This is a genomic window from Burkholderia sp. NFPP32 (assembly GCF_900119325.1).
Taxonomy (GTDB): domain Bacteria; phylum Pseudomonadota; class Gammaproteobacteria; order Burkholderiales; family Burkholderiaceae; genus Burkholderia; species Burkholderia pyrrocinia_C.
Genome location: NZ_FPJP01000005.1, coordinates 418,393 through 444,884, shown reverse-complemented (window position 1 = coordinate 444,884; position 26,492 = coordinate 418,393). Strand labels below are relative to the sequence as shown.

22 protein-coding genes and 1 tRNA gene are annotated in these 26,492 nt (G+C 67.6%); 17 read left to right on the top strand and 6 right to left on the bottom strand.

Annotation, left to right across the window (positions count from 1 at the left end):
- The first annotated feature begins 126 nt into the window (after positions 1–126).
- The 10 genes from hutH to BT264_RS13695 all read left to right on the top strand — a co-directional run bounded on the left by hutH (position 127) and on the right by BT264_RS13695 (position 12,648).
- A complete protein-coding gene (gene hutH, locus BT264_RS13745; protein ID WP_072436959.1) occupies positions 127–1,650 on the top strand; it encodes a histidine ammonia-lyase in 1,524 nt (507 codons plus the stop codon).
- Positions 1,651–1,654: 4 nt separating this feature from the next.
- Positions 1,655–2,350: a histidine utilization repressor gene (gene hutC, locus BT264_RS13740; protein ID WP_072436960.1), complete on the top strand. Its 696-nt coding sequence runs from the start codon at positions 1,655–1,657 to the stop codon at positions 2,348–2,350.
- Between the two features lie 39 nt (positions 2,351–2,389).
- Complete coding sequence (hutU, locus tag BT264_RS13735; protein WP_034183520.1) at positions 2,390–4,078, top strand: urocanate hydratase; 1,689 nt, start codon at positions 2,390–2,392, stop codon at positions 4,076–4,078.
- 2 nt (positions 4,079–4,080) lie between these two features.
- Positions 4,081–4,704, top strand: a complete 624-nt coding sequence (locus BT264_RS13730) for a HutD/Ves family protein (RefSeq protein ID WP_072436961.1) — start codon at positions 4,081–4,083, stop codon at positions 4,702–4,704.
- Between the two features lie 4 nt (positions 4,705–4,708).
- Positions 4,709–5,932, top strand: coding sequence for an imidazolonepropionase (hutI, locus tag BT264_RS13725; RefSeq protein ID WP_072436962.1), 1,224 nt, complete (start codon positions 4,709–4,711; stop codon positions 5,930–5,932).
- A gap of 153 nt (positions 5,933–6,085) precedes the next feature.
- Positions 6,086–7,462, top strand: a complete 1,377-nt coding sequence (locus BT264_RS13720) for a formimidoylglutamate deiminase (protein ID WP_072436963.1) — start codon at positions 6,086–6,088, stop codon at positions 7,460–7,462.
- Between the two features lie 59 nt (positions 7,463–7,521).
- Positions 7,522–8,319 carry an N-formylglutamate deformylase gene (hutG, locus tag BT264_RS13715; RefSeq protein ID WP_072436964.1) on the top strand — a complete coding sequence of 266 codons (798 nt, stop codon included), beginning with the start codon at positions 7,522–7,524 and terminating at the stop codon, positions 8,317–8,319.
- A 746-nt stretch (positions 8,320–9,065) separates the two neighbouring features.
- Entirely contained in the window at positions 9,066–9,872 is an 807-nt protein-coding gene (locus tag BT264_RS13705) for a gamma-glutamyl-gamma-aminobutyrate hydrolase family protein (protein WP_072436966.1), read from the top strand.
- 12 nt (positions 9,873–9,884) lie between these two features.
- Positions 9,885–11,222, top strand: coding sequence for a glutamine synthetase family protein (locus tag BT264_RS13700; RefSeq protein ID WP_072436967.1), 1,338 nt, complete (start codon positions 9,885–9,887; stop codon positions 11,220–11,222).
- Positions 11,223–11,250: 28 nt separating this feature from the next.
- A complete protein-coding gene (locus BT264_RS13695) occupies positions 11,251–12,648 on the top strand; it encodes an aspartate aminotransferase family protein (protein WP_072436968.1) in 1,398 nt (465 codons plus the stop codon).
- Between the two features lie 213 nt (positions 12,649–12,861).
- On the opposite strand, the gene cysC is transcribed toward BT264_RS13695, so the two are convergent.
- The 3 genes from cysC to BT264_RS13680 form a co-directional block, all read right to left on the bottom strand.
- Positions 12,862–13,404 carry an adenylyl-sulfate kinase gene (cysC, locus tag BT264_RS13690; protein WP_072436969.1) on the bottom strand — a complete coding sequence of 181 codons (543 nt, stop codon included), beginning with the start codon at positions 13,402–13,404 and terminating at the stop codon, positions 12,862–12,864.
- A 560-nt stretch (positions 13,405–13,964) separates the two neighbouring features.
- A tRNA-Val gene (locus BT264_RS13685) sits at positions 13,965–14,039 on the bottom strand.
- Positions 14,040–14,121: 82 nt separating this feature from the next.
- The gene (locus tag BT264_RS13680) at positions 14,122–14,604 is read right to left on the bottom strand and encodes an Lrp/AsnC family transcriptional regulator (protein ID WP_072436970.1); all 483 of its coding nucleotides are present in this window, start codon (positions 14,602–14,604) and stop codon (positions 14,122–14,124) included.
- Between the two features lie 191 nt (positions 14,605–14,795).
- Between BT264_RS13680 and BT264_RS13675 the strand changes: the two genes are divergently transcribed.
- The 4 genes from BT264_RS13675 to BT264_RS13660 all read left to right on the top strand — a co-directional run bounded on the left by BT264_RS13675 (position 14,796) and on the right by BT264_RS13660 (position 19,080).
- Complete coding sequence (locus BT264_RS13675; RefSeq protein ID WP_072436971.1) at positions 14,796–16,010, top strand: amino acid aminotransferase; 1,215 nt, start codon at positions 14,796–14,798, stop codon at positions 16,008–16,010.
- A gap of 31 nt (positions 16,011–16,041) precedes the next feature.
- A complete protein-coding gene (locus tag BT264_RS13670) occupies positions 16,042–16,428 on the top strand; it encodes a RidA family protein (protein WP_072437246.1) in 387 nt (128 codons plus the stop codon).
- 71 nt (positions 16,429–16,499) lie between these two features.
- Positions 16,500–17,570, top strand: coding sequence for a porin (locus BT264_RS13665; RefSeq protein ID WP_072436972.1), 1,071 nt, complete (start codon positions 16,500–16,502; stop codon positions 17,568–17,570).
- A gap of 91 nt (positions 17,571–17,661) precedes the next feature.
- Positions 17,662–19,080: an amino acid permease gene (locus BT264_RS13660; RefSeq protein WP_072436973.1), complete on the top strand. Its 1,419-nt coding sequence runs from the start codon at positions 17,662–17,664 to the stop codon at positions 19,078–19,080.
- A 33-nt stretch (positions 19,081–19,113) separates the two neighbouring features.
- On the opposite strand, the gene BT264_RS13655 is transcribed toward BT264_RS13660, so the two are convergent.
- Entirely contained in the window at positions 19,114–20,016 is a 903-nt protein-coding gene (locus tag BT264_RS13655; protein ID WP_072436974.1) for a LysR family transcriptional regulator, read from the bottom strand.
- Between the two features lie 173 nt (positions 20,017–20,189).
- Here BT264_RS13655 and BT264_RS13650 point away from each other — a divergent pair, with 173 nt between their 5' ends.
- From BT264_RS13650 to BT264_RS13640, 3 genes are all read left to right on the top strand, one after another.
- Positions 20,190–21,941 (top strand): acyl-CoA dehydrogenase family protein, encoded by a 1,752-nt coding sequence (locus BT264_RS13650; RefSeq protein ID WP_072436975.1) that lies wholly within the window; start codon positions 20,190–20,192, stop codon positions 21,939–21,941.
- On the top strand, positions 21,938–23,146 hold the full coding sequence (locus tag BT264_RS13645) for a CaiB/BaiF CoA transferase family protein (RefSeq protein ID WP_072436976.1): 1,209 nt from the start codon (positions 21,938–21,940) through the stop codon (positions 23,144–23,146). The genes BT264_RS13650 and BT264_RS13645 overlap by 4 nt, the downstream gene beginning before the upstream one ends.
- Before the next feature lie 102 nt (positions 23,147–23,248).
- On the top strand, positions 23,249–24,667 hold the full coding sequence (locus BT264_RS13640; RefSeq protein WP_072436977.1) for an MFS transporter: 1,419 nt from the start codon (positions 23,249–23,251) through the stop codon (positions 24,665–24,667).
- Between the two features lie 110 nt (positions 24,668–24,777).
- Here BT264_RS13640 and BT264_RS13635 read toward each other — a convergent pair whose 3' ends face one another.
- On the bottom strand, positions 24,778–25,053 hold the full coding sequence (locus BT264_RS13635) for an oxidative damage protection protein (RefSeq protein WP_006478357.1): 276 nt from the start codon (positions 25,051–25,053) through the stop codon (positions 24,778–24,780).
- A gap of 51 nt (positions 25,054–25,104) precedes the next feature.
- Entirely contained in the window at positions 25,105–26,484 is a 1,380-nt protein-coding gene (argA, locus tag BT264_RS13630; RefSeq protein WP_072436978.1) for an amino-acid N-acetyltransferase, read from the bottom strand.
- Between the last annotated feature and the right edge of the window lie 8 nt (positions 26,485–26,492).

Below are 26,492 nucleotides of genomic sequence, written 5' to 3'. Positions count from 1 at the left end.
TCCGGCGGGCCGCGCCGGACATCAGGGAAACTCCCAAGCCGAAATCGATGAAAAACGGGTTGTCTAGACAAGTTTGGCTGGCTACACTTCAATCCATTCCGAACTTGTCTAGACAGGATTGCTCACATGATTACGTTGACCCCCGGCCACCTGACCCTTCCGCAACTGCGCCGGATCGCACGCGAATCCGTGCAACTGGCGCTCGACCCGGCCAGCTTCGCGAAGATCGACGCCGGCGCGAAGGCCGTCGCCGACATCGCCGCGAAAGGCGAGCCGGCCTATGGCATCAACACGGGCTTCGGCCGCCTGGCCAGCACGCACATCCCGCACGACCAGCTCGAACTGCTGCAGAAGAACCTCGTGCTGTCGCACGCGGTCGGCGTCGGCGAGCCGATGGCGCGTTCGTCGGTGCGCCTGCTGATGGCGCTGAAGCTGTCGAGCCTCGGCCGCGGCCACTCGGGCATCCGCCGCGAAGTGATGGACGCGCTGATCAAGCTGTTCAACGCGGACGTGCTGCCGCTGATCCCGGTGAAGGGCTCGGTCGGTGCATCGGGCGACCTCGCGCCGCTCGCGCACATGTCGGCCGTGCTGCTCGGCGTCGGCGAAGTGTTCATCCGCGGCGAGCGTGCCAGCGCGCTCGACGGTCTGCGCGTCGCGGGCCTCGCGCCGCTGACGCTGCAGGCGAAGGAAGGCCTCGCGCTGCTGAACGGCACGCAGGCCTCGACGGCGCTGGCGCTCGACAACATGTTCTCGATCGAAGACCTGTATCGCACCGCGCTCGTCGCGGGCGCGCTGTCGGTCGACGCGGCAGCCGGCTCGGTGAAGCCGTTCGACGCGCGCATCCACGAACTGCGCGGCCATCAAGGCCAGATCGACGCAGCCGCGTCCTACCGCGACCTGCTCGAAGGCTCGCCGATCAACCAGTCGCACCGCGACTGCGACAAGGTGCAGGATCCGTACAGCCTGCGCTGCCAGCCGCAGGTGATGGGCGCGTGCCTGGACCAGATGCGCCATGCGGCCGACGTGCTGCTGATCGAAGCGAACGCCGTGTCGGACAACCCGCTGATCTTCCCGGACACCGGCGAAGTGCTGTCGGGCGGCAACTTCCACGCCGAGCCCGTCGCGTTCGCGGCCGACAACCTCGCGCTCGCCGCGGCGGAAATCGGTGCGCTGGCCGAACGCCGCATCGCGCTGCTGATCGACGCGACGCTGTCGGGCCTGCCCCCGTTCCTCGTGAGGGACGGCGGCGTGAACTCGGGCTTCATGATCGCGCACGTGACGGCTGCCGCGCTGGCGTCGGAAAACAAGACGCTCGCACACCCGGCGTCGGTCGACTCGCTGCCGACCTCGGCGAACCAGGAAGACCACGTGTCGATGGCGACGTTCGCCGCGCGCAAGCTCGCCGACATCGCGGACAACACGAAGCACATCCTCGCGATCGAACTGCTGGCCGCCGCCCAGGGCGTCGACCTGCGCGCGCCGTATCACACGAGCCCGAAGCTGGCGCCGGCGATGGAAACGATCCGCGCGCACGTCGCGCACTACGAGCTCGACCACTACTTCGCGCCGGACATCGCGGCGATCGCGAAGCTGGTCGGCGAGCGCGCGTTCGCGAAGATCAGCCCGTTCTCGTTCGCATCGGAACAGTAAGCCGATGAGCGCGCCGGTCTACCAGGAGATCAAGGATTTCATCCTGGGCCGCATCCACGCCGGCGAGTGGGAGGAGGGCGACCAGGTGCCGTCCGAGAACGAGCTGGCACGCGAGTTCAAGGTTGCGCGCATGACCGTCAACCGCGCGCTGCGCGAGTTGACGGCCGAGCAGGTGCTCACGCGCATGAAGGGCGCGGGCACCTACGTCGCGCGGCCGAAGTACGAGTCGACGCTGGTGGCGATCCGCAGCATCTCGGAGGAGGTCGGCGCGCGCGGGCATGCGTATCGCGCCAGCGTGCTCGGCCTCGAGACGATCCGCGCCGACGACGCGCTCGCCGACGAGATGCAGGTGGCCGTGCGCACGAAGCTGTTTCATTCGCAGGTGCTGCACTTCGAGAACGACGAGCCGGTGCAGCTCGAAGAACGATGGGTGAATCCGGCGGTCGCGCCGGATTACGCCGAGCAGGATTTCACGAACACGACGCCGAACCTGTACCTGATGCGCGCGGCTCCGCTGCAGCGCGTCGAGTATCGGATCGAAGCGGCGGCCCCGGCGCCGGAGCGGCGCGAGCAGCTGCGGATGGACGACGTCGAGCCGTGTCTGGTTTTACATCGGCGCACCTGGTCGCAGGGCGTCGTCGCCTCGGTGGCGAATCTGTGGCATCCCGGCAGCCGTTATCGCTTCACCGGGCATTTCTGATTCCTATTTGATATTCATTTTCCTTCGGGAGCAGTCGTCATGAACCATCCGAAACACATCGATCCCCGTCTCGATCCGACGCGCACGATCCGCGCGCCGCGCGGCAGCGAGAAGACCTGCAAGACCTGGCTGGCCGAGGCGGCGTACCGGATGATCCAGAACAACCTGGATCCGGAAGTCGCCGAGCACCCGCATGCGCTCGTCGTGTACGGCGGCATCGGCCGTGCGGCGCGCAACTGGGAATGCTACGACCAGATCCTCGCGTCGCTGAAGGATCTCGAGGAGAACGAGACGCTGCTGATTCAATCGGGCAAGCCGGTCGGCGTGTTCCGCACGCACAAGGATGCGCCCCGCGTGCTGCTCGCGAACTCGAACCTCGTGCCGCACTGGGCGACGTGGGATCACTTCCACGAGCTCGACCGCAAGGGCCTGATGATGTACGGCCAGATGACGGCCGGCAGCTGGATCTACATCGGCAGCCAGGGCATCGTGCAGGGCACCTATGAAACGTTCTTCTCGGTCGCGAACCAGCACTTCAACGGCGATCCGTCGGGCCGCTGGATCCTGACGGGCGGCCTGGGCGGGATGGGCGGCGCGCAGCCGCTCGCCGCGACGATGGCCGGCTTCTCGATGATCGCGGTCGAATGCGACGAGACGCGCATCGACTTCCGCCTGAAGACCCGCTATGTCGACAAGAAGGCGACGACGCTCGACGAGGCGCTCGGCATGATCGACGAAGCGAAGCGCACGGGCAAGCCCGTGTCGATCGGCCTGCTCGGCAACGCGGCCGACGTGTTCGCGGAACTCGTCGAGCGCGGCATCACGCCGGACTGCGTGACCGACCAGACGAGCGCGCACGATCCGATCAACGGCTACCTGCCGCAGGGCTGGACCGTCGCGCAATGGCGCGAGGCGCAGAAGGTCGATCCGCAGAGCATCGTGAAGGTCGCGAAGCAGTCGATGGCCGTTCAGGTGCGCGCGATGCTGGCGCTGCAGGACCGCGGCGCGGCGACGCTCGACTACGGCAACAACATCCGCCAGATGGCGCTGGAAATGGGCGTCGAGAACGCGTTCGACTTCCCGGGCTTCGTGCCGGCGTACATCCGCCCGCTGTTCTGCGAAGGCAAGGGCCCGTTCCGCTGGGTCGCGCTGTCGGGCGATCCGGAAGACATCTACAAGACCGACCAGAAGGTGAAGGAGCTGATCCCCGACGATCCGCACCTGCACAACTGGCTCGACATGGCACGCGAGCGCATCGCGTTCCAGGGCCTGCCGGCACGGATCTGCTGGGTCGGCGTGAAGGATCGCTATCGCCTCGGCCAGGCGTTCAACGAGATGGTGAAGAACGGCGAACTGAAGGCGCCGATCGTGATCGGCCGCGACCACCTCGACACGGGTTCGGTCGCAAGCCCGAACCGCGAGACGGAATCGATGAAGGACGGTTCGGACGCGGTCAGCGACTGGCCGCTGCTGAACGCACTGCTGAACACGGCAGGCGGCGCATCGTGGGTGTCGCTGCACCATGGCGGCGGTGTCGGCATGGGCTTCTCGCAGCACTCGGGCGTCGTGATCGTCGCCGACGGTACGGCTGAAGCGCACGAGCGTCTCGGTCGCGTGCTGCTGAACGATCCGGCGACGGGCGTGATGCGCCATGCGGACGCCGGCTACGAACTCGCGCAGCAGACGGCCCGCGAAGCCGGCCTGAAGCTGCCGATGCTCGGCCGCTGAGCATGACGGCGCTCGACCAGGCGCCGGCAGACGCGACGCTGGCCGCCGCGATGATTCGCGCCGCGGATCTCGTCGCGTCGCCGTGGAAGAACGGCGGCGGCGTGACGCGCGAGATCGGCGCATTCCCGCCCGGCGCCGCGCTCGACACGTTCGCTTGGCGCGTGAGCGTCGCGGATGTCGGCGCGGCCGGGCCGTTCTCGCGTTTCGACGGGATCGACCGCACGCTGGTGCTGCTGTCCGGCGCGGGCATGACGCTCGCCGAAGCGGGCGGTGCACGCCACGTGCTCGATACGCCGCTGGCGCGCGCGGATTTCGCGGGCGAGACGGCGATCGATGCGACGCTGCACGACGGCGCGACGCGCGACTTCAACCTGATGACGCGCCGTTCGGCCGCGCGCGGCGCGCTCGACGTATGGCGCGCAGGCGCGCACCGCATCGAGCGTGCCGATACGGTGCTGCTGTTTTGCGCGGCCGGTGCGGTCGGCGTCGAAATCGACGGCACGCGCCACGCACTGGAAGAAATGGACACGCTGCGGCTCGACGGGCCGCGGCGTGCGTTTGACGTCGTCGTGAGCGGGGGCGGCGCGCTGCTTGCCGTCTCGCTCGCCGTCGGCGAACGAGGCTGAACGCATGAAACCGACTGTCTGGCATCACCTGAGGCTGTGTCCGCACGGCCATCCCGACGAGACGATCGACGACGCGGCGATCGCCGTCGACGAAACCGGCACGATCGTCTGGCTCGGCGCGTTGTCCGCGCTGCCGCACGGTCATGCGCACTGGCAGCGCGAGAATCTGCACGGCGCGTGGGTGACGCCGGGCCTCGTCGACTGCCATACGCACCTCGTATACGGCGGCACGCGCGCCGACGAATTCGCGCAGCGCCTCGCGGGCGTCAGCTACGAGGAAATCGCGCGGCAGGGCGGCGGGATCGTGTCGACGGTGCGCGCGACGCGCGCGGCCGACGAGACGACGCTGTTCGTGCAGGCCGCCGCGCGCCTGCAGCCGCTGCTCGCCGAAGGCGTGACCGCGATCGAGATCAAGTCGGGCTACGGGCTCGACCTCGCGACCGAACGCAAGATGCTGCGCGTCGCGCGCCAGCTCGGCGAGCGCTTCCCGGTCAGCGTCTACACGACCTTCCTCGGCGCGCATGCGCTGCCGCCCGAATACGCGGGCCGTGCGGATGCGTACATCGACGAAGTGTGCGAACGGATGCTGCCGGCGCTGGCCGACGAGGGGCTCGTCGACGCGGTGGACGTGTTCTGCGAACGCATCGGCTTTTCGCTCGCGCAGACCGAGCGCGTGTTCGAGGCCGCGACGCGGCGCGGGCTGCCGGTGAAGCTGCATGCCGAGCAACTGTCGAACGCGGGCGGCACGGCACTCGCCGCGCGCTACCGCGCGTTGTCCGCCGACCACCTCGAATTTCTCGACGAAGCCGGCATCGAGGCGATGAAGGCGGCCGGTACAGTCGCCGTGCTGCTGCCCGGCGCGTACTACTTCATCCGCGAAACGCAAATGCCGCCGATCGAGCTGCTGCGCAAGCACGGCGTGCCGATCGCGCTCGCCACTGATCACAACCCCGGCACGTCGCCGCTCGAATCGCTGCTGCTGACGTTGAACATGGGCTGCACGCTGTTCCGCATGACGGTGCCCGAGGTGCTGCAGGGCGTCACGCGCCATGCGGCCGCAGCGCTCGGCCGCGCGGACCGGCACGGCGCGCTCGAGGTCGGCCGTCAGGCCGACTTCGCCGCATGGTCGGTCGGCTCGCTGTCGGAGCTCGCCTACTGGATCGGCCGGCCGCTGTGCGAGCAGGTCGTGCGCGGCGGCGCGACCGCGTTTCGCCGGATGGACGGATAGATTTGCATGGGACCGGACCAAGCGCTGAAGCGTATTTCGGTCTGGTCGACTGCAACGGGGCACGCGCCAGCGCCGATGCGCCGGCACCTGCCAACCGTGGAATGGGATCGGATCGAACGCTGGAGCGTCGATTCCGGTCAATGAGGACTCGCAATGACCGACACCATGTTGTTCGCGGACCATGCCTACCTGCCCGATGGCTGGCGCCGCAACGTGCTGCTGCGCTGGGATGCAGCCGGCACGCTGACTGAAGTGACGCCCGACACCGATGCACCAGCAGGCGTCGCGCGCGCGGCCGGGCCGGTGCTGCCCGGCATGCCGAACCTGCATTCGCACGCGTTCCAGCGCGCGATGGCAGGGCTCACCGAATACCGCGCGAATCCGGCCGACAGCTTCTGGAGCTGGCGCGACCTGATGTACCGTTTCGCGCTGAAGATCACGCCCGACGCGCTCGCGGCGGTCGCGCGCTGGCTGTACGTCGAGATGCTCAAGTGCGGCTACACGTCGGTGTGCGAATTCCACTACGTGCATCACGCCCAGGACGGTTCGCGCTATCCGCAGATCGCGGAACTCGGCACGCGCGTGGTCGACGCCGCGCGCTCGGCCGGCATCGGCATCACGATGCTGCCCGTGTCGTACCAGTTCGCGGGCTTCGGCAACAAGCCGCCGCGCGACGACCAGCGCCGCTTCATCAACACGCCCGAAGGCCTGCTCGAACTGCTCGACGCCATGCGTCGCGCCGCGCCCGAGCACGGCGGGCTGCGCTACGGCGTCGCGCCGCACTCGCTGCGCGCGGTGTCCGAGAACGGGCTGCGCGCGCTGCTCGACGGGCTGCCCGACGACGCACCGGTGCATATCCATATCGCCGAGCAGACGGCCGAAGTCGACGACTGCGTTCGTACATACGGGGCGCGCCCCGTGCAATGGCTGCTCGATCGCTTCGACGTCGGTGCGCGCTGGTGCCTCGTGCATGCGACGCACATCGACGCGGCCGAAACCGCAGCGCTCGCGAAGCGTCGTGCGGTCGCCGGCCTGTGCCTGACGACCGAAGCAAACCTCGGCGACGGTGTGTTCCCGGCCGTCGACTATCTCGCGCAGGGCGGCGTGATCGGCGTCGGCTCGGACAGCCACGCATCGGTCGACTGGCGTGCAGAACTGCGCCTGCTCGAATATGGGCAGCGGCTCGTGCACCGCGCGCGTAACGTGCTGGCGAGCGACACGCAGGCGCATGTCGCCGATCGCCTGTTCGATGCATCGCTCGCGGGTGGCGCGCAGGCCAGCGGGCGGCGCGTCGGTGCGCTGCGCGAAGGCTGCCGCGCCGACTGGCTCGTGCTCGATCCCGATCATCCGGCGATCGCCGAACACGGCAGCGCGTCCTGGCTGTCGGGCGTCGTGTTTGCCGAGCACGGCGAGACGCCCGTGCTCGACGTCTACACGGGCGGCGAGCGCGTCGTGAGCGGCCGCCGCCATCGCGACGAAGCCGTCGCGTATGCCGACTACCGCGCCGCGCTGGCGCAACTGCTGCGCTGACGCGCGGCAACCGGCGCGCGCCGTACGCGTGCGCCGGCAGACTCTAACGGTGATGCGACATGACTGAACAACCGGCTGTAATTACGCTGAAGCAGGGCACGCTGCCGCTGCTGATCTCGATTCCGCACGCAGGCACGCACATCCCCGACGACATCGCCGCGACGATGACGCCCGATGCGCGCTTCGTCGACGATTGCGACTGGCATCTCGAGCGGCTGTACGGGTTCGCGGCGGGCCTCGGCGCATCGATCCTCGTGCCGTCGCATGCACGCTACGTCGTCGACCTGAACCGTCCGCCGGACAACGAGAACCTGTACCCGGGGCAGGACACGACGGGGCTCGTGCCGGTCGATACGTTCGACAAGGCGCCGCTGTATCCGGCGAACGCGCTGCCCGGCAACGACGAGATCATGCGTCGCCGCGACCGCTACTGGCGTCCGTATCACGACGCGCTGCAGGGCGAGGTCGCGCGCCTGAAGCGCGAGCACGGCCGCGTGCTCGTGTGGGAGGCGCATTCGATCCGCTCGCACGTGCCGCGCTTCTTCGAAGGCCGCCTGCCGGACTTCAACTTCGGCACGTCGGGCGGCGCGAGCGCAGCGCCGGGCCTCGCGGAGGCACTGGCCGAGCGCGTGCTCGCACATGGCGGTTATACGGCCGTCGCGAACGGGCGCTTCAAGGGCGGCTACATCACGCGTCACTACGGCGTGCCCGACACCGGTGTCGAAGCCGTGCAGCTCGAGCTGTCGCAGATCACCTACATGGAAGAGACGCGCCCCTACGCGTACGACGAAGCGCGTGCAGCGCGGATCGTGCCGCTGCTGCAGACGCTCGTCGAAACCGCGCTCGCGTATCGCTGAGCACGGGCCGCCCGCTTGCGGCGGCGCGGCGGAGCAGCGGGCGGCAGCCCGCCGGCGCGCAGTATGTGCGCCGACGCAATGCACAACACGGCATCGATCCCGGCGATCGATGCCGTTTTTTTGTCTGATCGATATCGTCATCGGGACCTGAAAATTTGACGCAATTTTTAGGTGATATAAGCTGAATGTCAGGAAGTCGTCTCGCGCGCGCACCGGCGGCGGAGCCATCGATCATGGCCGCACCGCGCCGGAATCCGTTGCGAGACACCTTGCCGACGTGTCGCCGCGCGGCATTGCCGCATGCGCTTCATCGCGACACGTGTCCTGCATCCGTCAGTCAGTCGAGTACGATCGTGAAAGCCGCCAGCCCTTCGATACGCCGGACCCGAAGTCCGTCGGCGGGCGCGCCGCCTCAGGCCGGGCCGATCCGGCATGCTGATCGCGGCACGCGTGCCGCCCCTTTACGCGAGCCTCGTTTCTTCGCTGTTTCCCATCGCGTGCTGCGCCGCTACAACCTCGTGACCGCGCACGTGTTCAGCGCGGTGCAGTGCGACGGCAGCGCATCGTTGTTGCCCTAGCGTCCTTTTCCGCTTTCGTCCCGGGCTGCATCGCCTGTTGCCGCATCGTCCGCGCGGCGGGATCTCGCATGCCCATGCGTCGCGTCGTGGTGCGCGCGTGCGGCGCAACCGCGGACCCTTGTCGTCCCGCGCGCGAACGAGTTGCGCGCGATCACCGGAGAAGCGCCCATGCGTGCTCGCCCGATCGTAGCCGTCACCGCCGACCGCATCCTGCGCGGTGCGCACCCGAATCACACGGCGGGCGAGAAGTACCTTGCCGCGCTCGTCGACGGCGCAGGCGCGCTTGCGTTCGTGCTGCCCGCGCTCGGCGCGCGCCAGCCGGCCGATGCGATTGTCGCGGCGGTCGACGGGCTGCTGTTTACCGGTAGCTATTCGAACGTCGAGCCGCATCATTACGGCGGCACTGCGAGCGCGCCCGACACGCTGCACGATCCCGCGCGCGATGCGACTGCGTTGCCGCTGATCCGTGCGGCGATCGACGCGGGCGTGCCGGTGCTCGCGATCTGCCGCGGCATGCAGGAGCTGAACGTCGCGTACGGCGGCACGCTGCATCAGCGGCTGCACGCGACGACCGGCTTCGACGACCATCGCGAGCGGGCGGCCGATCCGCTCGAACGGCAGTACGGCCCCGCGCACGTCGTGCAGCTCGCGCCGGGCGGCCTGCTGCAGCGGGTCGCGCGCGGCGCGCACGAGGCGACGGTCAATTCGCTGCACGACCAGGGCATCGCGCGTCTCGGCGCGGGGCTCGTCGTCGAAGCGAGCGCACCCGACGGACTGGTCGAGGCCGTCAGCGTGCGCGGCGCGCGCGCGTTCGCGCTCGGCGTGCAGTGGCATCCCGAATGGCGCTTCGCGGAACAGCCGCTGTCGCGCGACATCTTCGCGGCATTCGGCGCGGCGTGCCGCGCGCGCATGACGCATCGCATTCATGCGGCCGGCGGCGCGACGCCGTCGCCGGCCGCATCCGACGTCGACTGAAAGAGGCCGATCATGCAACCCGAACTGAGCGAATTCCTGCGACAACACCGCATCACCGAGGTCGAGGCGATCATTCCCGACATGGCCGGCATCGCGCGCGGCAAGATCATCCCGCGCAACAAATTCGAATCCGGCGAATCGATGCGGCTGCCGCAGGCCGTGATGGTGCAGACCGTCACCGGCGACTATCCGGAGGACGGCTCGCTGACCGGCGTGACCGACCCCGACATGGTGTGCGTGCCCGATCCGTCGACGATCTGCCTGATTCCGTGGGCTGTCGATCCGACCGCGCAGGTGATCCACGACTGCGTGCATTTCGACGGCTCGCCGGTCGAGATCTCGCCGCGCTACGTGCTGCGCCGCGTGCTCGACCTGTACAACGCGAAGGGCTGGAAGCCCGTGGTCGCACCGGAACTCGAGTTCTATCTCGTCGACATGAACGCCGATCCCGACCTGCCGCTGCGTCCGCCCGTCGGCCGCACGGGGCGTGCGGAGACCGGCCGTCAGTCGTATTCGATCGAGGCCGTCAACGAGTTCGATCCGCTGTTCGAGGACATCTACGAGTACTGCGAGATGCAGGGCCTCGACATCGAGACGCTGATCCACGAAGTCGGCGCTGCGCAGATGGAGATCAACTTCGTGCACGGCGACGCGCTGCCGCTGGCCGACCAGGTGTTCCTGTTCAAGCGCACGGTGCGCGAGGCCGCGCTGCGGCACAACATGTACGCGACGTTCATGGCCAAGCCGATGGAGGGCGAGCCGGGGTCCGCGATGCACATCCACCAGAGCCTGGCGGACGCGCGCACGGGGCGCAACCTGTTCGCCGACCAGGACGGTGCCGTGTCGCCGCTGTTCCACAGCTATCTCGCGGGTCTGCAGAAATACACGCCGGCGCTGATGCCGATCTTCGCGCCGTACATCAACTCGTATCGTCGGTTGTCGCGCTTCATGGCCGCGCCGATCAACGTGCAGTGGGGTTACGACAACCGCACGGTCGGCTTCCGCATCCCGCAGTCGAGCCCGGTGGCGCGACGCATCGAGAACCGGATTCCGGGCGTCGACTGCAACCCGTACCTTGCGTTCGCGGCGACGCTCGCCGCCGGTTATCTCGGCATGACGCAGCAGCTCGCGCCGACCGAGCCGATCGCATCGGACGGCTACGACCTGCCGTACCAGCTGCCGCGCAATCTCGAGGAGGGCATCTCGTTGATGGCCGCGTGCGAGCCGCTCGCCGGCATCCTCGGCGACAAGTTCGTTAAGGCCTACCTGGCGTTGAAGGAAACCGAATACGAAGCGTTCTTCCGCGTGATCAGCTCGTGGGAGCGCCGGCATCTGCTGCTGCACGTATGAGCGTGCGGCACTGCTTTACGGAGGAAACATGACCGACCGAAACGAAGCCGTTTCACCGCGACCGGCCGCATGCACGACCGCCGAATACCGCGCGCTCGACGCCGCGCACCACATCCACCCGTTCTCGGACATGGGCGCGCTGAACCGTGCGGGCAGCCGCGTGATCGTGAAGGCCGACGGCGTCTACCTGTGGGACTCGGACGGCAACAAGATCATCGACGGGATGGCCGGCCTCTGGTGCGTGAACGTCGGCTACGGCCGCAAGGAACTCGCCGATGCCGCGTATCGCCAGCTGCAGGAACTGCCGTTCTACAACACCTTCTTCAAGACGACGCACCCGCCGGTGATCGAGCTTTCCGCGATGCTCGCGGAAGTGACGCCCGCCGGCTTCAACCACTTCTTCTATTGCAACAGCGGCTCGGAAGGCAACGACACCGTGCTGCGCCTCGTGCACCAGTACTGGCGCGTGCAGGGCAAGCCGCAGAAGAAATACGTGATCTCGCGCAAGAACGGCTACCACGGTTCGACGATCGCGGGCGGCACGCTCGGCGGGATGGGCTACATGCACGAGCAGATGCCGTCGAAGGTCGAGCACATCGTGCATATCGATCAGCCGTATTTCTTCGGCGAAGCGCAGCCGGGCGAGACGCCCGAAGCGTTCGGCCTCGCGCGCGCGCAGCAGCTCGAAGCGAAGATTCTCGAACTCGGCGCGGAGAACGTCGCGGCGTTCATCGGCGAGCCGTTCCAGGGCGCGGGCGGCGTGATCTTCCCGCCGTCGACGTACTGGCCGGAAATCCAGCGGATCTGCCGCAAGTACGACATCCTGCTGGTCGCCGACGAAGTGATCGGCGGCTTCGGCCGCACCGGCGAATGGTTCGCACACCAGCACTTCGGCTTCGAGCCGGACCTGATCACGATGGCGAAGGGCCTCACGTCGGGTTATGTGCCGATGGGCGCGGTCGGGATCCACGAGCGGGTTGCACGCCCGATCATCGACAACGGCGAATTCAATCACGGCCTCACGTACTCGGGCCACCCGGTCGCCGCGGCCGTCGCGGTCGCGAACCTGAAGCTGCTGCGCGACGAAGGGATCGTCGAACGCGTGAAGAGCGACATCGGTCCGTATTTCCAGCGCCGGCTGCGCGACGCGCTGGGCGACCATCCGATCGTCGGGGAGATTGCGGGAACGGGGCTGGTAGCGGGCGTTCAGCTTGCGCGCGATCGCGGCCGGCGTGAGCGATTCGGCGCGGACGTCGATATCGGCACGATCTGCCGCGACTTCTGCTTCAACGGCAACCTGATCATGCGCGCGACGGGCGACCGGATGCTGCTGTCGCCGCCGCTTGTGATCCGCGAGGCGGAGGTCGACGAGATCGTCGACAAGGCGCGGCGTGCGTTCGATGCGACGGCGGAGCGGGTGGGGTAGTCGCGCGACGATTGATGCGACGCGCGTGCGGCCGCAATCATGCGGCAGCGCGGTGCGTCGTTATCGTCGGGGATTCGATGAATGCCGGCGGACTGGACAGGCGTGAGGTTCTGGCGACGTTGCCCGGCGTTCCCGGGTCGGCCCTTGAGGTCGGCCCGATCGCTGGAAAGCGAGCAGCGCGTCGCCTGGACGTGAAGTAACGGCGGACCGGGATTACGCGTGCGTGAATCGCCGCCGCTCGAAATCCATGACGAGCGCTACCGAAGAGGCGATATCCATCGTTCCCGTTTCAACGATGAGATCGGGAGCGGTTGGTACTTCGTATGGATCCGAGACGCCGGTAAATTGCGTCGTCTGGCCGGTGATCGCTTTTGCGTAAAGCTTCTTCGGATCACGTGCGGAACAGGTCGCGATATCGGTTTTCAAGTAGACCTCGACGAACCGGTCTTCACCGACAATTTGCCGTGCCCGCTGCCGGTCGGCTTCGTAAGGCGAGATCAGGGCGACGATTACGGTAAAGCCCTGGGTATTGAGCAATTTCGCGATTTCGGCGGTGCGACGACAGTTTTCGGTGCGATCTTCCCGCGTGAAGCCGAGATCGGGAGAAACGCCCGCCCGCAATTCGTCTCCGTCGAGTATGCAGGTCGGAATATTGCGCGCGCGCAACTTCCCGGCAATTTCGCGCGAGAGGGTTGACTTGCCGGCGCCGCTCAGTCCGGTAAGCCACAGGGTGTAGTCGTTCTTCTCTGATGACATGGGTGTGCAATCTCTATCGCCAGTTCACCATCGCAAGTCGTGATTCCGTGCCTGAATGCGATGCCGATTCGGCCGGCTGTTATACGGCGCAACGATTCTATGCATCCGTATTTCGGCAGATGTTACATATAAATTACCAAAAATTACGCTGGCAATTTTCGTTTTTTCGTGCCGAAAGCAGGGTGATGGGTTGAATGAAATATCTGAGCATTGTGCGGATGCCGGAAGGTGGATGGCGCCGGTCCTGCGGTGCTTGTTTGGCGAATTGCTCCGCATCAGTTGTCAGGCAACATTTGCGCAAGGTTGTTCTTAAGGAGGATTTCGATTGGCGGTATCTCGCTATTGTCGGGAAATCGCACGGCTTCAACGAGTTTGCCGGGCCGGCATTGATATCCTGCAGGTCACATGAAGGCGCCGGCAACTGCAGCGAGCCTGCTGGTCGAGTTCGAAGTAACGGATTCGTGTCGGCGGTATGCCGCCTGTCGAGATGGGCGGGCAGCGTATGCCGGGCGCCAAAACGAAAAGGGCCTGCGTCGTGAGACGCAGGCCCTTGAATTCTTTGGTGGGCGGTACTGGGATCGAACCAGTGACCCCTGCCGTGTGAAGGCAGTGCTCTACCGCTGAGCTAACCGCCCAAAGAAGCTGAAATTATGTCAGAGCTTTTGGGGTTCGTAAAGCCCTTTCTGCAAATTTTTTTCAGACTCGCGCAACGATCCGTCAGCCGGCCGTCGACGGCTCGACGAGATCGAGGATCGAACCGTCGCGCTTGAGCGTCGCGAGCACGATGCTCGAGTTGATCGACATCACGCCTGCCGCGCGGTGCAGCCGGTTGATCACGAAGTCCGAATAGTGATCGAGGTCGCGCGCGCGAACCGTCAGCACGTAGTTCGATCCGCCCGTGACGATCTGTGCCGCGATGACTTCCGGCCACTGCTGGATCGCCTCAACGAACCGGTCGTGCCACTCGGGCACGTCCGGCCGCATCGATACATGCACGAGTGCCTCGAACGCGACGCCGACCTTCTTCGGCTCGATCGCGCAGCGATACCCCGAAATGGCGCCGCGCTCCTCGAGTAGCTTCACGCGCCGCAGGCATGCCGACGGCGACAGCGCGACCGCGTTCGCGAGGTCCTGATTGCTGATGCGTCCGTCACGTTCGAGGTGTCGGAGGATCCGCATGTCGGTTCGATCCAGAGCCATTTCGCAGAATCCGGTGAATTTGGAGATAGGAATCGCAGACTCTACTGCAATCGAGCCGCTTCGTCATCGAAAAATGAAGCTCATTCTATTTCGTCCTCGATAACATGCGCCCCATGTCTCGATCGCACGGCCTGACGCAACGCGATGCCGCCGGTCGTGCCGCCGCCTTCAACCTTTACCGTGATTCCGCCATGTACGAACACATTCCCGCCTATCCGGGCGATCCGATCCTGTCGCTGTTCCAGGCGTTCCAGCAGGATGCGCATCCGCACAAGGTCAACCTGAGCATCGGCCTCTACTACGACGACGCGGGCCGGATTCCGGTGCTCGACAGCACGCGCATCGCGGCCGGGCGCGTGCGCGAAGCCGGTGCGCCGCATACGTATCTGCCGATGGAAGGGCTCGCCGCCTACCGGCAGGGCGTGCAGCGTCTCGTGTTTGGCGACGATTGCGCGGCGCTCGCGGAAGGGCGCATCGCGACGCTGCAGACGCTCGGCGGATCGGGTGCGATCCGGCTCGGTGCGGAATTCGTGACGCGCTATTTCCCCGACAGCGCGATCTGGATCAGCGACCCGACGTGGGACAACCACCGCGTGATCTTCTCGGCGGCCGGCCTCGACGTGCACACGTATCCGTATTACGACGAAGCGCGCAACGACATCCGCGTCGACGCGATGCTCGCGACGCTCGACGCGTTGCCCGCGCGCAGCGTCGTGCTGCTGCAGCCGTGCTGTCACAACCCGACGGGACTCGACCTCGATCGCGATGCATGGCGCGCGGTGATCGACGTGCTCGCGCGGCGCGGGCTGATTCCGTTCCTCGACATGGCGTACCAGGGTTTCGGCGACGGTCTCGCCGACGACGCTTGGGCCGTGCGCGCGATCGTCGATGCGGGGCTGCCCGCGATCGTCGGCAACTCGTTCTCGAAGAACTTCTCGCTGTACGGCGAGCGCGTCGGCGGGTTGTCGATCGTCTGCGCGAACGCGGGCGAGGCCGCGACGGTGCTGAGCCAGTTGCAGGCGGGCGTGCGCCGCACCTATTCGAGCCCGCCGTTGTTCGGTGCGCAGCTCGTGTCGACGGTGCTGAACGACGACGCGCTGCGCGCGTGCTGGGAAGACGAAGTCGCGCAGGTGCGCACGCGCATCAAGCGGATGCGCGGCGAACTGAAGGCGCGGCTCGATACGCGCCTGCCGGCACGCGCGTTCGACGCGCTCGTCACGCAGCGCGGCATGTTCAGCTACACGGGCATCGGCGCGGCCGACGTCGACCGGCTGCGGGCATCGCACGGCGTCTATCTGCTGCGCTCGGGCCGCATGTGCATCGCGGGCCTGAACGACGCGAACGTCGACCATGTCGCGAACGCGATCGCCGACGTGCTTGGTGGCGCGTCGCGCCGGGCCGCTTGAGCTTCCCGATCCCGATCCGAAGGAGGACACGATGGCTGAAACGATTCCGGTCGACTTGCCGCAGCTTGCGCAACCGTTCTCGTGGGCAACCCGCGCGGGCGGGCTGATGTTTACCGGTCACGGGCCGGTCGATGCGTCCGGCACGATCGTCGGCGATACGATGGCCGAGCAGGCGCGCATCACGCTCGCGAATCTCGCGAAGGCCGTCGCGGCGGCCGGCGCGACGATGGACGATGTCGCGCAGGTGCTCGTCTACCTGTCCGACGTGAAGGCGATGCCCGAATTCGACGCCGAATACCGGCGTCACTTCCGCGAACCGTATCCGAACCGTACGTGTGTCGGCGTGCAGGGTTTCGCGCATCCGGCGATGCGCGTCGAGCTCGTCGCGTACGTCGCGCTGCCCGCGGCGCGTACCTAGCAGGAACACCGCGTTGCGCGGTGGGCAGTTACCACAATCATCGAGAAACGAGAACAGGACTGGAGGAGAACATGAAGAGGATTTATCAATTCGCACTGCCAATGATGGCGGGCACGCTCGCCGCGAGCGGCGCGATGGCGCAGAGCAGCGTGACGCTGTACGGCATCGTCGACCAGAGCATCCGCTACACGACGCATGCCGACGCGTCGAACGACGCGAGCGTGCAGATGACCAACGGGGCGATCACGAACAGCCGCTGGGGGCTGAAGGGCAGCGAAGCGCTCGGCGGCGGGCTGCAGGCGATCTTCCGGCTCGAGAGCGGCTTCGAGCCGCAGAACGGGCAGCTCGACGGCGCGCTGTTCGGCCGCTATGCGTATGTCGGCCTCGCGAGCGACTGGGGTACCGTGAAGCTCGGCCGCCAGGCGACCGAGGCGTTCAACCTGTTCGGCGACCTCGATCCGCTGACGGTCGGCAACTACATGGCCAACATGTGGCCGTACTTCCTCACGCAAGGTCGCGCGAGCAACGTCGTCAGCTACGACGGCACGTTCGGCGGGCTGAACGTCGGCGCGAGCTACGGCATCGGCGGCGTCGCGGGCAGCCTGGGCGCGAATGCATACTGGGGCACGCACGTGTCGTACACGCAGGGAGGATTGATGGTCGGCGCGACGTACCAGCAGGTGCGCGACCTGAAGAGCCGCGCGCAGCAGGCGTGGGGTGCGGGCGCGCGCTACGCGTTCGGCGCGGCGACGCTGTATGCCGGTTATCTCGGCGGCATCGACCGTTCGGGCGTGCTCGACGAGGCGCTGCTGAACGCGCCGGGCCGTCAGGTGAGCTACGGGTCATTCGCGGACAACCCGCGCCGCGACGCGATCTTTTACACGGGCGCGAGCGTCAAGGTCGCGCCGGCCGTGTCGGTGACGGGCGTCGCGTATTACGACGACATCCGCAACGTCAACGGCATCGCCGGCAACGGCGGCAAGCGCTATACGGGCGTGATCGAGGCCGAGTACGCGCTGTCGAAGGCGACGCAGGTTTATGCGACGGTCGACTACAACCGCGTCACGGGCGGCGCGTTCACCGAGATGCCGGGTCGCGGCAACCAGACGGGCATCGCGGCCGGTGTGCGCCACATGTTCTGAGCGCGCGGCGCGCGGCGGCCGGCTGGACCGGCGCCGTGCCGCGCGCCATCGGCGCTTCGACCAGACAATCGCTTTCGAACGAGGTCATTCAATGCAACCTGAAGGGCAATTCCAGCACATCGCGGCGCGCGAGCAAGGCCTGCGCCGTACGCTTTCCGCACGGCAGATGGCGATGATCGCGATCGGCGGCGCGATCGGCACCGGTCTTTTTCTCGGCAGTGGCTTCGCGATCGGCTTCGCGGGCCCGAGCGTGCTCGTCAGCTACGCGATCGGCGCGTTCATCTCGCTGCTGCTGATGGGCTGTCTCGCCGAGATGACGGTCGCGCACCCGACATCCGGTTCGTTCGGCGCGTACGCCGAACATTACGTGAGCCCGTGGGCCGGGTTCCTCGTGCGCTACGCGTACTGGGCGTGCATCGTGCTCGCGGTCGGCACCGAAGTCACCGCGATCGCGCTGTACATGAAGTACTGGTTCCCCGGTGTGCCGGGATGGCTGTGGATCGTCGGTTTCTCGGCGCTGCTGGTGTTCGTCAACGCGCGCAGCGTCGACGTGTTCGGCGCGGTCGAATACGGCTTCTCGGTCGTGAAGATCGCGGCGATCACCGGCTTCATCGTGCTCGGCGCGTATGTCGTGTTCGGCAATCCGGGGCTGGTCGGCGACGGCGCGGCACGCGCGGGCTTCCACCATTACACGGATCACGGCGGCTTCTTCCCGAAGGGCCTGTGGGGGATGTGGGTTGCGGTGATCGTGTCGATCTTCAGCTACCTGAGCATCGAGATGATCGCGGTCGCGGCCGGCGAAGCGGAGGATCCCGAGCACGCGGTCACGCGAGCGTTCCGTTCGACGATCGTGCGGCTCGTGCTGTTCTATCTCGTCACGCTCGCGTTGATGCTCGCGATCGTTCCGTGGACGGCGGCGGGGCGTGACGAAAGCCCGTTCGTGAAGGTGATGGAGGCGATCCACCTGCCGGGCGCGGCCGGGCTGATCAACTTCGTCGTGCTGGTTGCCGCGCTGTCCGCGATGAACAGCCAGCTCTACATCACGACGCGGATGATGTTCAGCCTGTCGCGCGCGGGGCATGCGCCGAAGGCGCTCGGCGAAGTGAACGCGCGCGGCGTGCCGTTCGGCGCACTGATGCTGTCGACGCTCGGCATCGCGCTCGCGGCGGTGCTGAGCGTGCTGTATCCGGACGCGTCGTTCACGATCATGATGGCGGTGTCGATGTTCGGCGCGCTGTTCACGTGGATGATGATCTTCGTCACGCATTACTGCTTCCGGCGGCGCCGCGCGGCGCTCGGCCTGCCTGCGGCCGCATTCCGGATGCGCGGCTTTCCGCTGCTGACGTTGCTCGGCGCGGGGCTGATGCTCGCGGTGATGGTGACGACCTACTTCACGGCCGAATTCCACATGACGCTGATCTTCGGCATTCCGTTCCTGATCGCGCTGTCGGTCGTGTACGCGGTTTGGTATCGGCGTGCGCAGCCGGTGCTGCAGCCTGAAGCGAAGTAGCGAAGCAGTGAAGTAGCGGAGCCGTGCTCCCGCTCAACCCGCGAGTGCGGGCAGCGCGTCGATCGATGCGCGCACGTAGTCGGCGAAGCGCAGCGCCACCGGTTCGGCGGTGCCGCTGCGCTTCAGCGCGAGCGTGCGCGATTCGAGCGACGCGTCCTTCAGCGGCCGGAACGCGAGCCGGTCGCTTTTGACCTGCTGCAGCACGCGCGGCACCAGCGCGATGCCCATCCCGAACTCGATCATCGACAGGATCGTCTGCCACAGCCGCGCCTCGTGGCGGATCAGCGGGCTGAATCCGGCGTTCACGCACTGCGCGATGATCAGGTCGTGATAGTGCGGCGCCGCTTCGCGCGGAAACAGGATGAACGGTTCCGTCGCGAGCGCGGCGAGCGCGACCTGCCTGCGGCGCGCGAGCGGATGCGCGGCCGGCAGGCAGCATACGAACGGCTCCGCATAGACGGGCGCCGATTCGACCTCGGGCGGGAAGTGACCCCAGTGCGCATAACCGAGATCGATCTGGCCGCGCTGGATCGCCTGCACCTGCGCGTGCGTGTTCATCTCGCTCAGCACGACCTCGACGCCCGGGTAGTCGGCCTCGAAGCGCCGCACCGCATCGGGCAGCCCGCGATACAGCATCGAATGGACGAAGCCGATCCGCAGCCGGCCCGCGAGGCCCGACGCGGAGCGCACCGTCAGGCGCTCGGCCTCGGCCGCCTGCAGCAGCAGCCGGCGCGCTTCGCCGAGCAGCACCTCGCCCGCGTTGGTCAGCGCGACGGTCTTGTTGGTGCGCGAGAAGAGCTGCACGCCGAGCGCGTCCTCGAACTTGCGGATGTCGAAACTCAGCGCCGGCTGCGAGATGTACAGGCGCTTCGCCGCGCGCCCGAAATGCAGTTCCTCGGCGACCGCCACGAAGTAGCGCAACTGCCTCAGTTCCATGGTGTCTCCTCCCGGCGTCGGCATCGATAAGCGATATCTATCGTACTGGATAAATCCTGTATTGGACGCTTATCGATCGCGCGCCTACGCTCTGCGGAAGCCTTTGCACAGGACCGGCCGGGCGCCGCAGCGCCAGCCACGGCCGATGCGCCGGCAACCCAGGAGACGCACGCATGAACGACACCGCCCGCACGCCGGATACCGGCGCATCCAACATCCCCGACAGCCGGGGCATCGATTTCTTCGCCGCCGATCCCGATCTCGGCGCGTTGCTGAAGCTGCATCTCGGCGACGCGCACTATGCCGAACTCGAACCGCAGCTCCGTGCGCTCGGCGCGCGCGTGTCGGGCGAACTCGACGAATGGGCGTCGCGCGCGGACAAGCACCCGCCCGTGCTCGAGCACCGCAACCGGCGCGGCGAGGCCGTGCAGCGGATCGACAAGGATCCCGCGTATGTCGCGCTCGAACGCGTCGCGTATTCGGAGCTCGGGCTCGCGTCGCTGAGCCACCGGTCCGAATCCGTGCCGCCGCTCGTCAAGTACGCGCTGACGTTCCTGTTCGTGCAGGCGGAATTCGGGCTGTGCTGCCCGGTCAGCATGACCGATTCGCTGACGCGCACGCTGCGCCGCTTCGGCGATCCGGCGCTCGTCGCGCGTTACCTGCCGATGCTCGCGTCGCGCGACTTCGACACGCTGTACCAGGGCGCGATGTTCATGACCGAGCAGGCGGCCGGCTCCGACGTCGGCCGCATCGCGACGCGCGCGGCGCGCGAGACCGACGCGCACGGCGAGACCGTCTGGCGCCTGACGGGCGACAAGTGGTTCTGCTCGAACGCGGATGCCGATCTCGCGATGGTGCTCGCGCGGCCCGACGGCGCACCGGACGGCATCAAGGGTCTCGCGCTGTTCCTGCTGCCGAAGACGCTGCCGGACGGCACGCGCAACCGTTACCGGATCGTGCGCTTGAAGGACAAGCTCGGCAGCCGGTCGATGGCGAGCGGCGAGATCGCGCTCGAAGGCGCGCAGGCCTCCCTGATCGGCGAGATCGGCCGCGGTTTCCACCAGATGGCCGACATGATCAACATGTCGCGATTGTCGAACGGCGTGCGCGCGGCCGGGCTGATGCGGCGCGCGCTGAACGAGGCGCTGCACGTTGCCGCGCATCGCGAAGCGTTCGGTCGCAAGCTGATCGAGATGCCGCTGATGCAGCGCCAGTTGATGAAGATGCTGCTGCCGGCCGAGGCCGCGCGCGCAATGTTCATGCAGATCGCGCTGCTGCTGCCGCAGGCCGATGCGGGCGACGAGCAGGCCGCGCGCTGCGTGCGGATCCTGACGCCGCTGATCAAGTTCCGTGCGTGCCGCGATGCGCGCCGCGTGGCGGGCGATGCGATGGAAGTGCGCGGCGGCACCGGCTACATCGAGGAATGGAGCGACGCGCGGATCGTGCGCGATGCGCACCTCGGCTCGATCTGGGAGGGCACGAGCAACATCGTCGCGCTCGACGTCGCGCGGGCCGCGCAGCGCGAGCACGCGCTCGACGCGCTGCGCGCGTTCCTCGGCGACCGGCTCGGCGCGGCGCCGCTGCCGGACGCGAGCCGCGAGGCGCTGCGGCGCGTTCTCGCGCGCGCATGCGATGCGCTCGCGCGGGTCGCGGCCGAAGGCGACGATTCGCGCGTGCGGCAGGCCGCATCCGCGCTGTACTACACGAGCGCGGCCGTGCTGATGGCCTGCGAGGGCGTGCGGCTCGCGCCGGATTTCCGGCGCCTCGCGCTCGCGCACCTGGTCGTGCGCCACAAGTTGCTGCCGGTCGATCCGTTCGCGCCGGCGTCGCGCGACGACGAATCGGCCGCATTCGACGCGCTGCTGCGCGGCACGCCGATCGCGCTCGACACGGCGCTCGACCTGCTGCCGGAGGTCGAGCGATGAGCGCGACGCGAGGCGCGCTGGACGGCCTGAAGGTCGTCGACCTGAGCCGCGTGCTCGGCGGCCCGTACTGCACGCAGGCGCTGGCCGACCACGGTGCGACGGTGGTCAAGATCGAGCCGCCGGACGGCGACGAAACACGCGGCTGGGGGCCGCCGTTCCTCGGCGACACCGCGTGGTACTTCATGGGCGTCAACCGGAACAAGGAAGGGCTCGCGCTCGACCTGTCGCGCGACGAAGGGCGCGCGATCCTGTGGCGCCTGCTCGAAGATGCCGACGTGCTCGTCGAGAACTTCAAGCCCGGCACGCTCGCGCGCTGGGGGATGGACTATGCGCGCGACCTGCAGCCGCGCTTTCCGCGCCTGATCCATTGCGCGGTGACCGGCTTCGGCGCGGACGGTCCGCTCGGCGGGTTGCCCGGCTACGACGCGGTGATCCAGGCGATGGCGGGGCTGATGAGCGTCAACGGCGAGCGCGACGGCGACGCGACGCGCATCGGCTTGCCGATCGTCGACATGGTCACGGGGCTCAACGCGCTCGCGGGCATCCTGCTGGCGCTTGCGGAGCGCGAGAAGAGCGGGCGCGGGCAGTCGATCGACATCGCGCTGTACGACTGCGGCGTGTCGCTGCTGCATCCGCACCTGCCGAACTTCTTCGGCTCGGGGCGCGTGCCGGCGCGCAGCGGCAACGCGCATCCGAACATCGCGCCGTACGACAGCTATCGCACGGCGACCGTGCCGATCTTTCTCGCGGTCGGCAACGACCGGCAGTTCGCGCGGCTCGTCGCGCATCTCGGCGCGCCGGCACTCGCGGGCGATCCGCGCTTCGTCGACAACCGCAGCCGCTGCGCGCACCGGCCCGAGCTGAAGGCCGAACTGGAAGCCCGGCTCGCCGCGCACGCGTGCGAGCCGCTCGCGCGCGACCTGATGGCGGCCGGCGTGCCGTGCGGGCCGGTGCGAACGGTGGCCGACGTCGCGCACGATCCGCATGCGCTGCATCGGAACCTGTTCGTCGAGATCGGCGCGTATCGCGGCACCGCGTCGCCGGTGAAGCTGTCGCGCACGCCGGCCACCTATCGAACGCCGCCGCCCGCGCTCGGCCGCGACACGCGCGCGGTGCTCGATCGGCTCGGCGTCGATCGCACGCTTCAGCAGCAACTGCTCGAGGCCGGCGTGCTGAAAGCGGCACCCGGCCAGGCACGCGACTAGGCGCCCCCGACCGACACAACGCCGCCGGCCGGCGGCGCAATGCCGGCCACCCGGGAAAGGCGCGCGACAGTCGCGCCCCCGAACCCAAACCTGGAGACATCGATGAGCCGTCCGCAATCCCCGCCCGCCGTTCGGCCGCAGCCGCGGCCCGGCCGCGCCGCCTTCGCGGCGTTCGTCGGCACCACGATCGAGTGGTACGACTTCTACATCTACGGCACGGCCGCGGCGCTCGTGTTCGGCAAGGTGTTCTTTTCGAGCACGATGGACCCCGGCGTCGCGACGCTCCTCGCGTTCGTCACGTTCTGGGCCGGCTTCGCCGCGCGGCCGCTCGGCGGGATCGTGTTCGGGCATCTCGGCGATCGCGTCGGCCGCAAGACCGCGCTCGTGATCACGCTGGTGATGATGGGCCTCGCGACGACCGGCATCGGCCTGCTGCCCGGCTATGCGCAGGTCGGCGTATGGGCACCGGCCGGCCTCGTCGTGCTGCGCGTGCTGCAGGGCATCGCGGTCGGCGGCGAGTGGGGCGGCGCGGTGCTGATCGCGAGCGAGAACGCGCCGAAGCACCGCAGCATCCTGTACGCGGCGTTCGCGCAGCAGGGCTCGCCCACCGGCAACCTGCTCGCGACGGCCGCGTTCTTCGCGCTGAGCGCGCTGCCGACGCCGTCCTTCCTGATGTGGGGCTGGCGCATTCCGTTCCTGCTGTCGGCGGTGCTCGTGATCATCGGCATGGTGATCCGGCTGAAGCTCGAGGAATCGGCCGACATGCAGCGCGTGCTCGCGCGCAAGCGCACGGTGAAGCTGCCGCTGCGCGACGTCGTGCGCGATCACTGGGTGGTCGTGCTGCTCGCTGCCGGCACGCTGCCGGTGATCAACGTCACGTATTTCCGCAGCACGTTCGCGCTGTCGTGGGCGACCAAGGAGCTCGGCTACGCGCAGGGCACGTTCCTCGGCATCCTGTCGATCTCGCTCGTCGTGCAGTTCCTGATGCAGCCGGTCGGCGCGTGGTTCGTGTCGAAGATCGACATGCGTCGTGCGATGTGCTGGATCCTGATTCCGGAAATCGTGCTGATGCCCGTGATGTTCCATGCGCTCGCGACACGCTCGTACTGGGTGGCGGTCGCGGGCATGTGCATCTCGACGATTCCGTCCGCGATGTTCTACGGCGCGGTCGGCGGCGTGCTCGCGCGCGTATTTCCGGCGAACATCCGCTACACGGGCCTGTCGCTCGCGTATCAACTGAGCGCGCTCGTCGTCGGCGGCGGCACGCCCGTGCTCGCGCAGGCGATTCTCAACGCGACGGGCAGCATCGTCGGCGTCGCGGTCGCGTCGGGTCTTTACGCGCTCGTGTCGCTCGCCTGCATGCTGGCGCTGCTGAACCGCACCGGGCATCGCGCGGACGAACTGTCGACCGCCGAGCGCAGCGATGCGGCCGAATGGGGTACCGAAGGCGGAAGCGCCGAAAGCGCGAGCGGCGAGCCGCAGCAGCCGGGCGACGGCGGCGCGCTGAAACCGGCCGGTTGAGTCGCACCGATCGCGGAACCCCAAAAGGAAAACGGCACCGTGCGATACACGGTGCCGTCTTTTTTTCGGATCACGCGGCCGGCAGGCTGCCGATTCCGCGCATCACGCCGTCAGCCTTCCGTCGGCGGCACGTAGCCGGACGCCTGGTCCGCGCCGTCGCCGAAGAAGTACTTCTCGGTCTGCTTCATCAGGTACTGGCGTGCCCGCGGGTCGGCCATGTTCAGGCGGTTTTCGTTGATCAGCATCGTCTGCTGCTTGAGCCAGCCCTGCCAGGCTTCCTTCGAGACGCTTTCATAGATGCGCTTGCCGAGTTCGCCCGGCAGCGGCGGGAAATCGAGACCTTCGGCTTCCTTGCCGAGCTTCGCGCATTGAATCATACGGGCCATCGTGTACTTCTCCTGTAATCGGACTGGGGGAGGGCGGGCGTCTTGCGCCGCTCAGAGCTGTTTCATCAGCACGAGCGACTTGCGCTGCCAGTTATAGAGTTTGCGGCGGTCTTCCGGCAGGTCGTCGACGCTGACCTTGACGAAGCCGCGCTTGAGAAACCAGTGCTCGGTGCGCGTCGTGAGCACGAAGATGTGCGTGAGGCCGCGCGCGCGTGCGCGCTGCTCGATGCGCTTGAGCAGGCGTTCGCCGTCGCCCGAGCCCTGCGCTTCCGGCGCGACCGTCAGGCACGCCATCTCGCCGATCTTCTCCTGCTGATACGGATACAGCGCCGCGCAGCCGAACAGCACGCCATCGTGCTCGATCACCGAGAAGTGGTCGATGTCGCGTTCGATCTGGTGGCGGCCGCGCCGCACCAGCGTGCCGTCCGTCTCGAGCGGCTCGATCAGCGACAGGATGCCGCCGACGTCGTCCGGCGTCGCTTCGCGCAGGCTTTCGAGGTTCTCGTACGAGATCATCGTGCCGACGCCGTCGTGCAGGAACAGTTCGAGCAGCATGCTGCCGTCGAGCGATTGCGGAATCAGGTGCGCACGCGTCACGCCGCCGCGGCACGCGCGGATCGAGTGCTTCAGGAAGAACGCGTCGTCGCCCTGGATGTTGCCGGAATCGAGCAGCTCCGCCGCCGCGTCGAGCGACATTTCGCGGATCAGCCCGCCTTCGTCGTCGACGATGCCGGGGCCGTCGGTCAGGAACACGATCTTGTCGGCGCGCAGCGCGATCGCGGCGGCCGACGCGACGTCTTCCATCGACAGGTTGAACGCCTCGCCGGTCGGCGAGAAACCAAGCGGCGACAGCAGCACGAGCTTGCGGCTCGCGAGCGAATGGCGGATCGATTCGGCGTCGATCTTGCGCACGATGCCCGTATGCGCGAAATCGACCCCGTCGAGAATCCCCACCGGCCGCGCGGTCACGAAGTTGCCCGACACGACGCTGATGTGCGCATGCGCCATCGGCGAGTTCGGCAGACCCTGGCTGATCGCGGCCTCGATGTCGAGACGCACTTCGCCGGCCGCTTCCTTCGCGGATTCGAGCGCGCGCGCATCGGTGATGCGCAGGCCGTGCGAAAACTCGGATTCGACACCGTGCAGGCTCAACTGCTCCTCGACCTGCGGGCGCGAGCCGTGCACGAGCACGATCTGGATGCCCATCGCCTGCAGCAGCGCGATGTCGGACACGAGCGCGTTCAGCAGCCCCTGCTGCACCACCTCGCCGCCGAACCCCACGACGAACGTGCTGTTGCGGAACTTGTGGATATAGGGCGCGACGGAGCGCATCCAGTCGACGAACTGCGCGTGGCTGGCGGCCGAATCGTCGGCGGCCGGCGGCGTCGCGGCGCCGGTCTGGGCGGGAGGGAGGTCGGTTTGGGAATTCATGGGCGGGA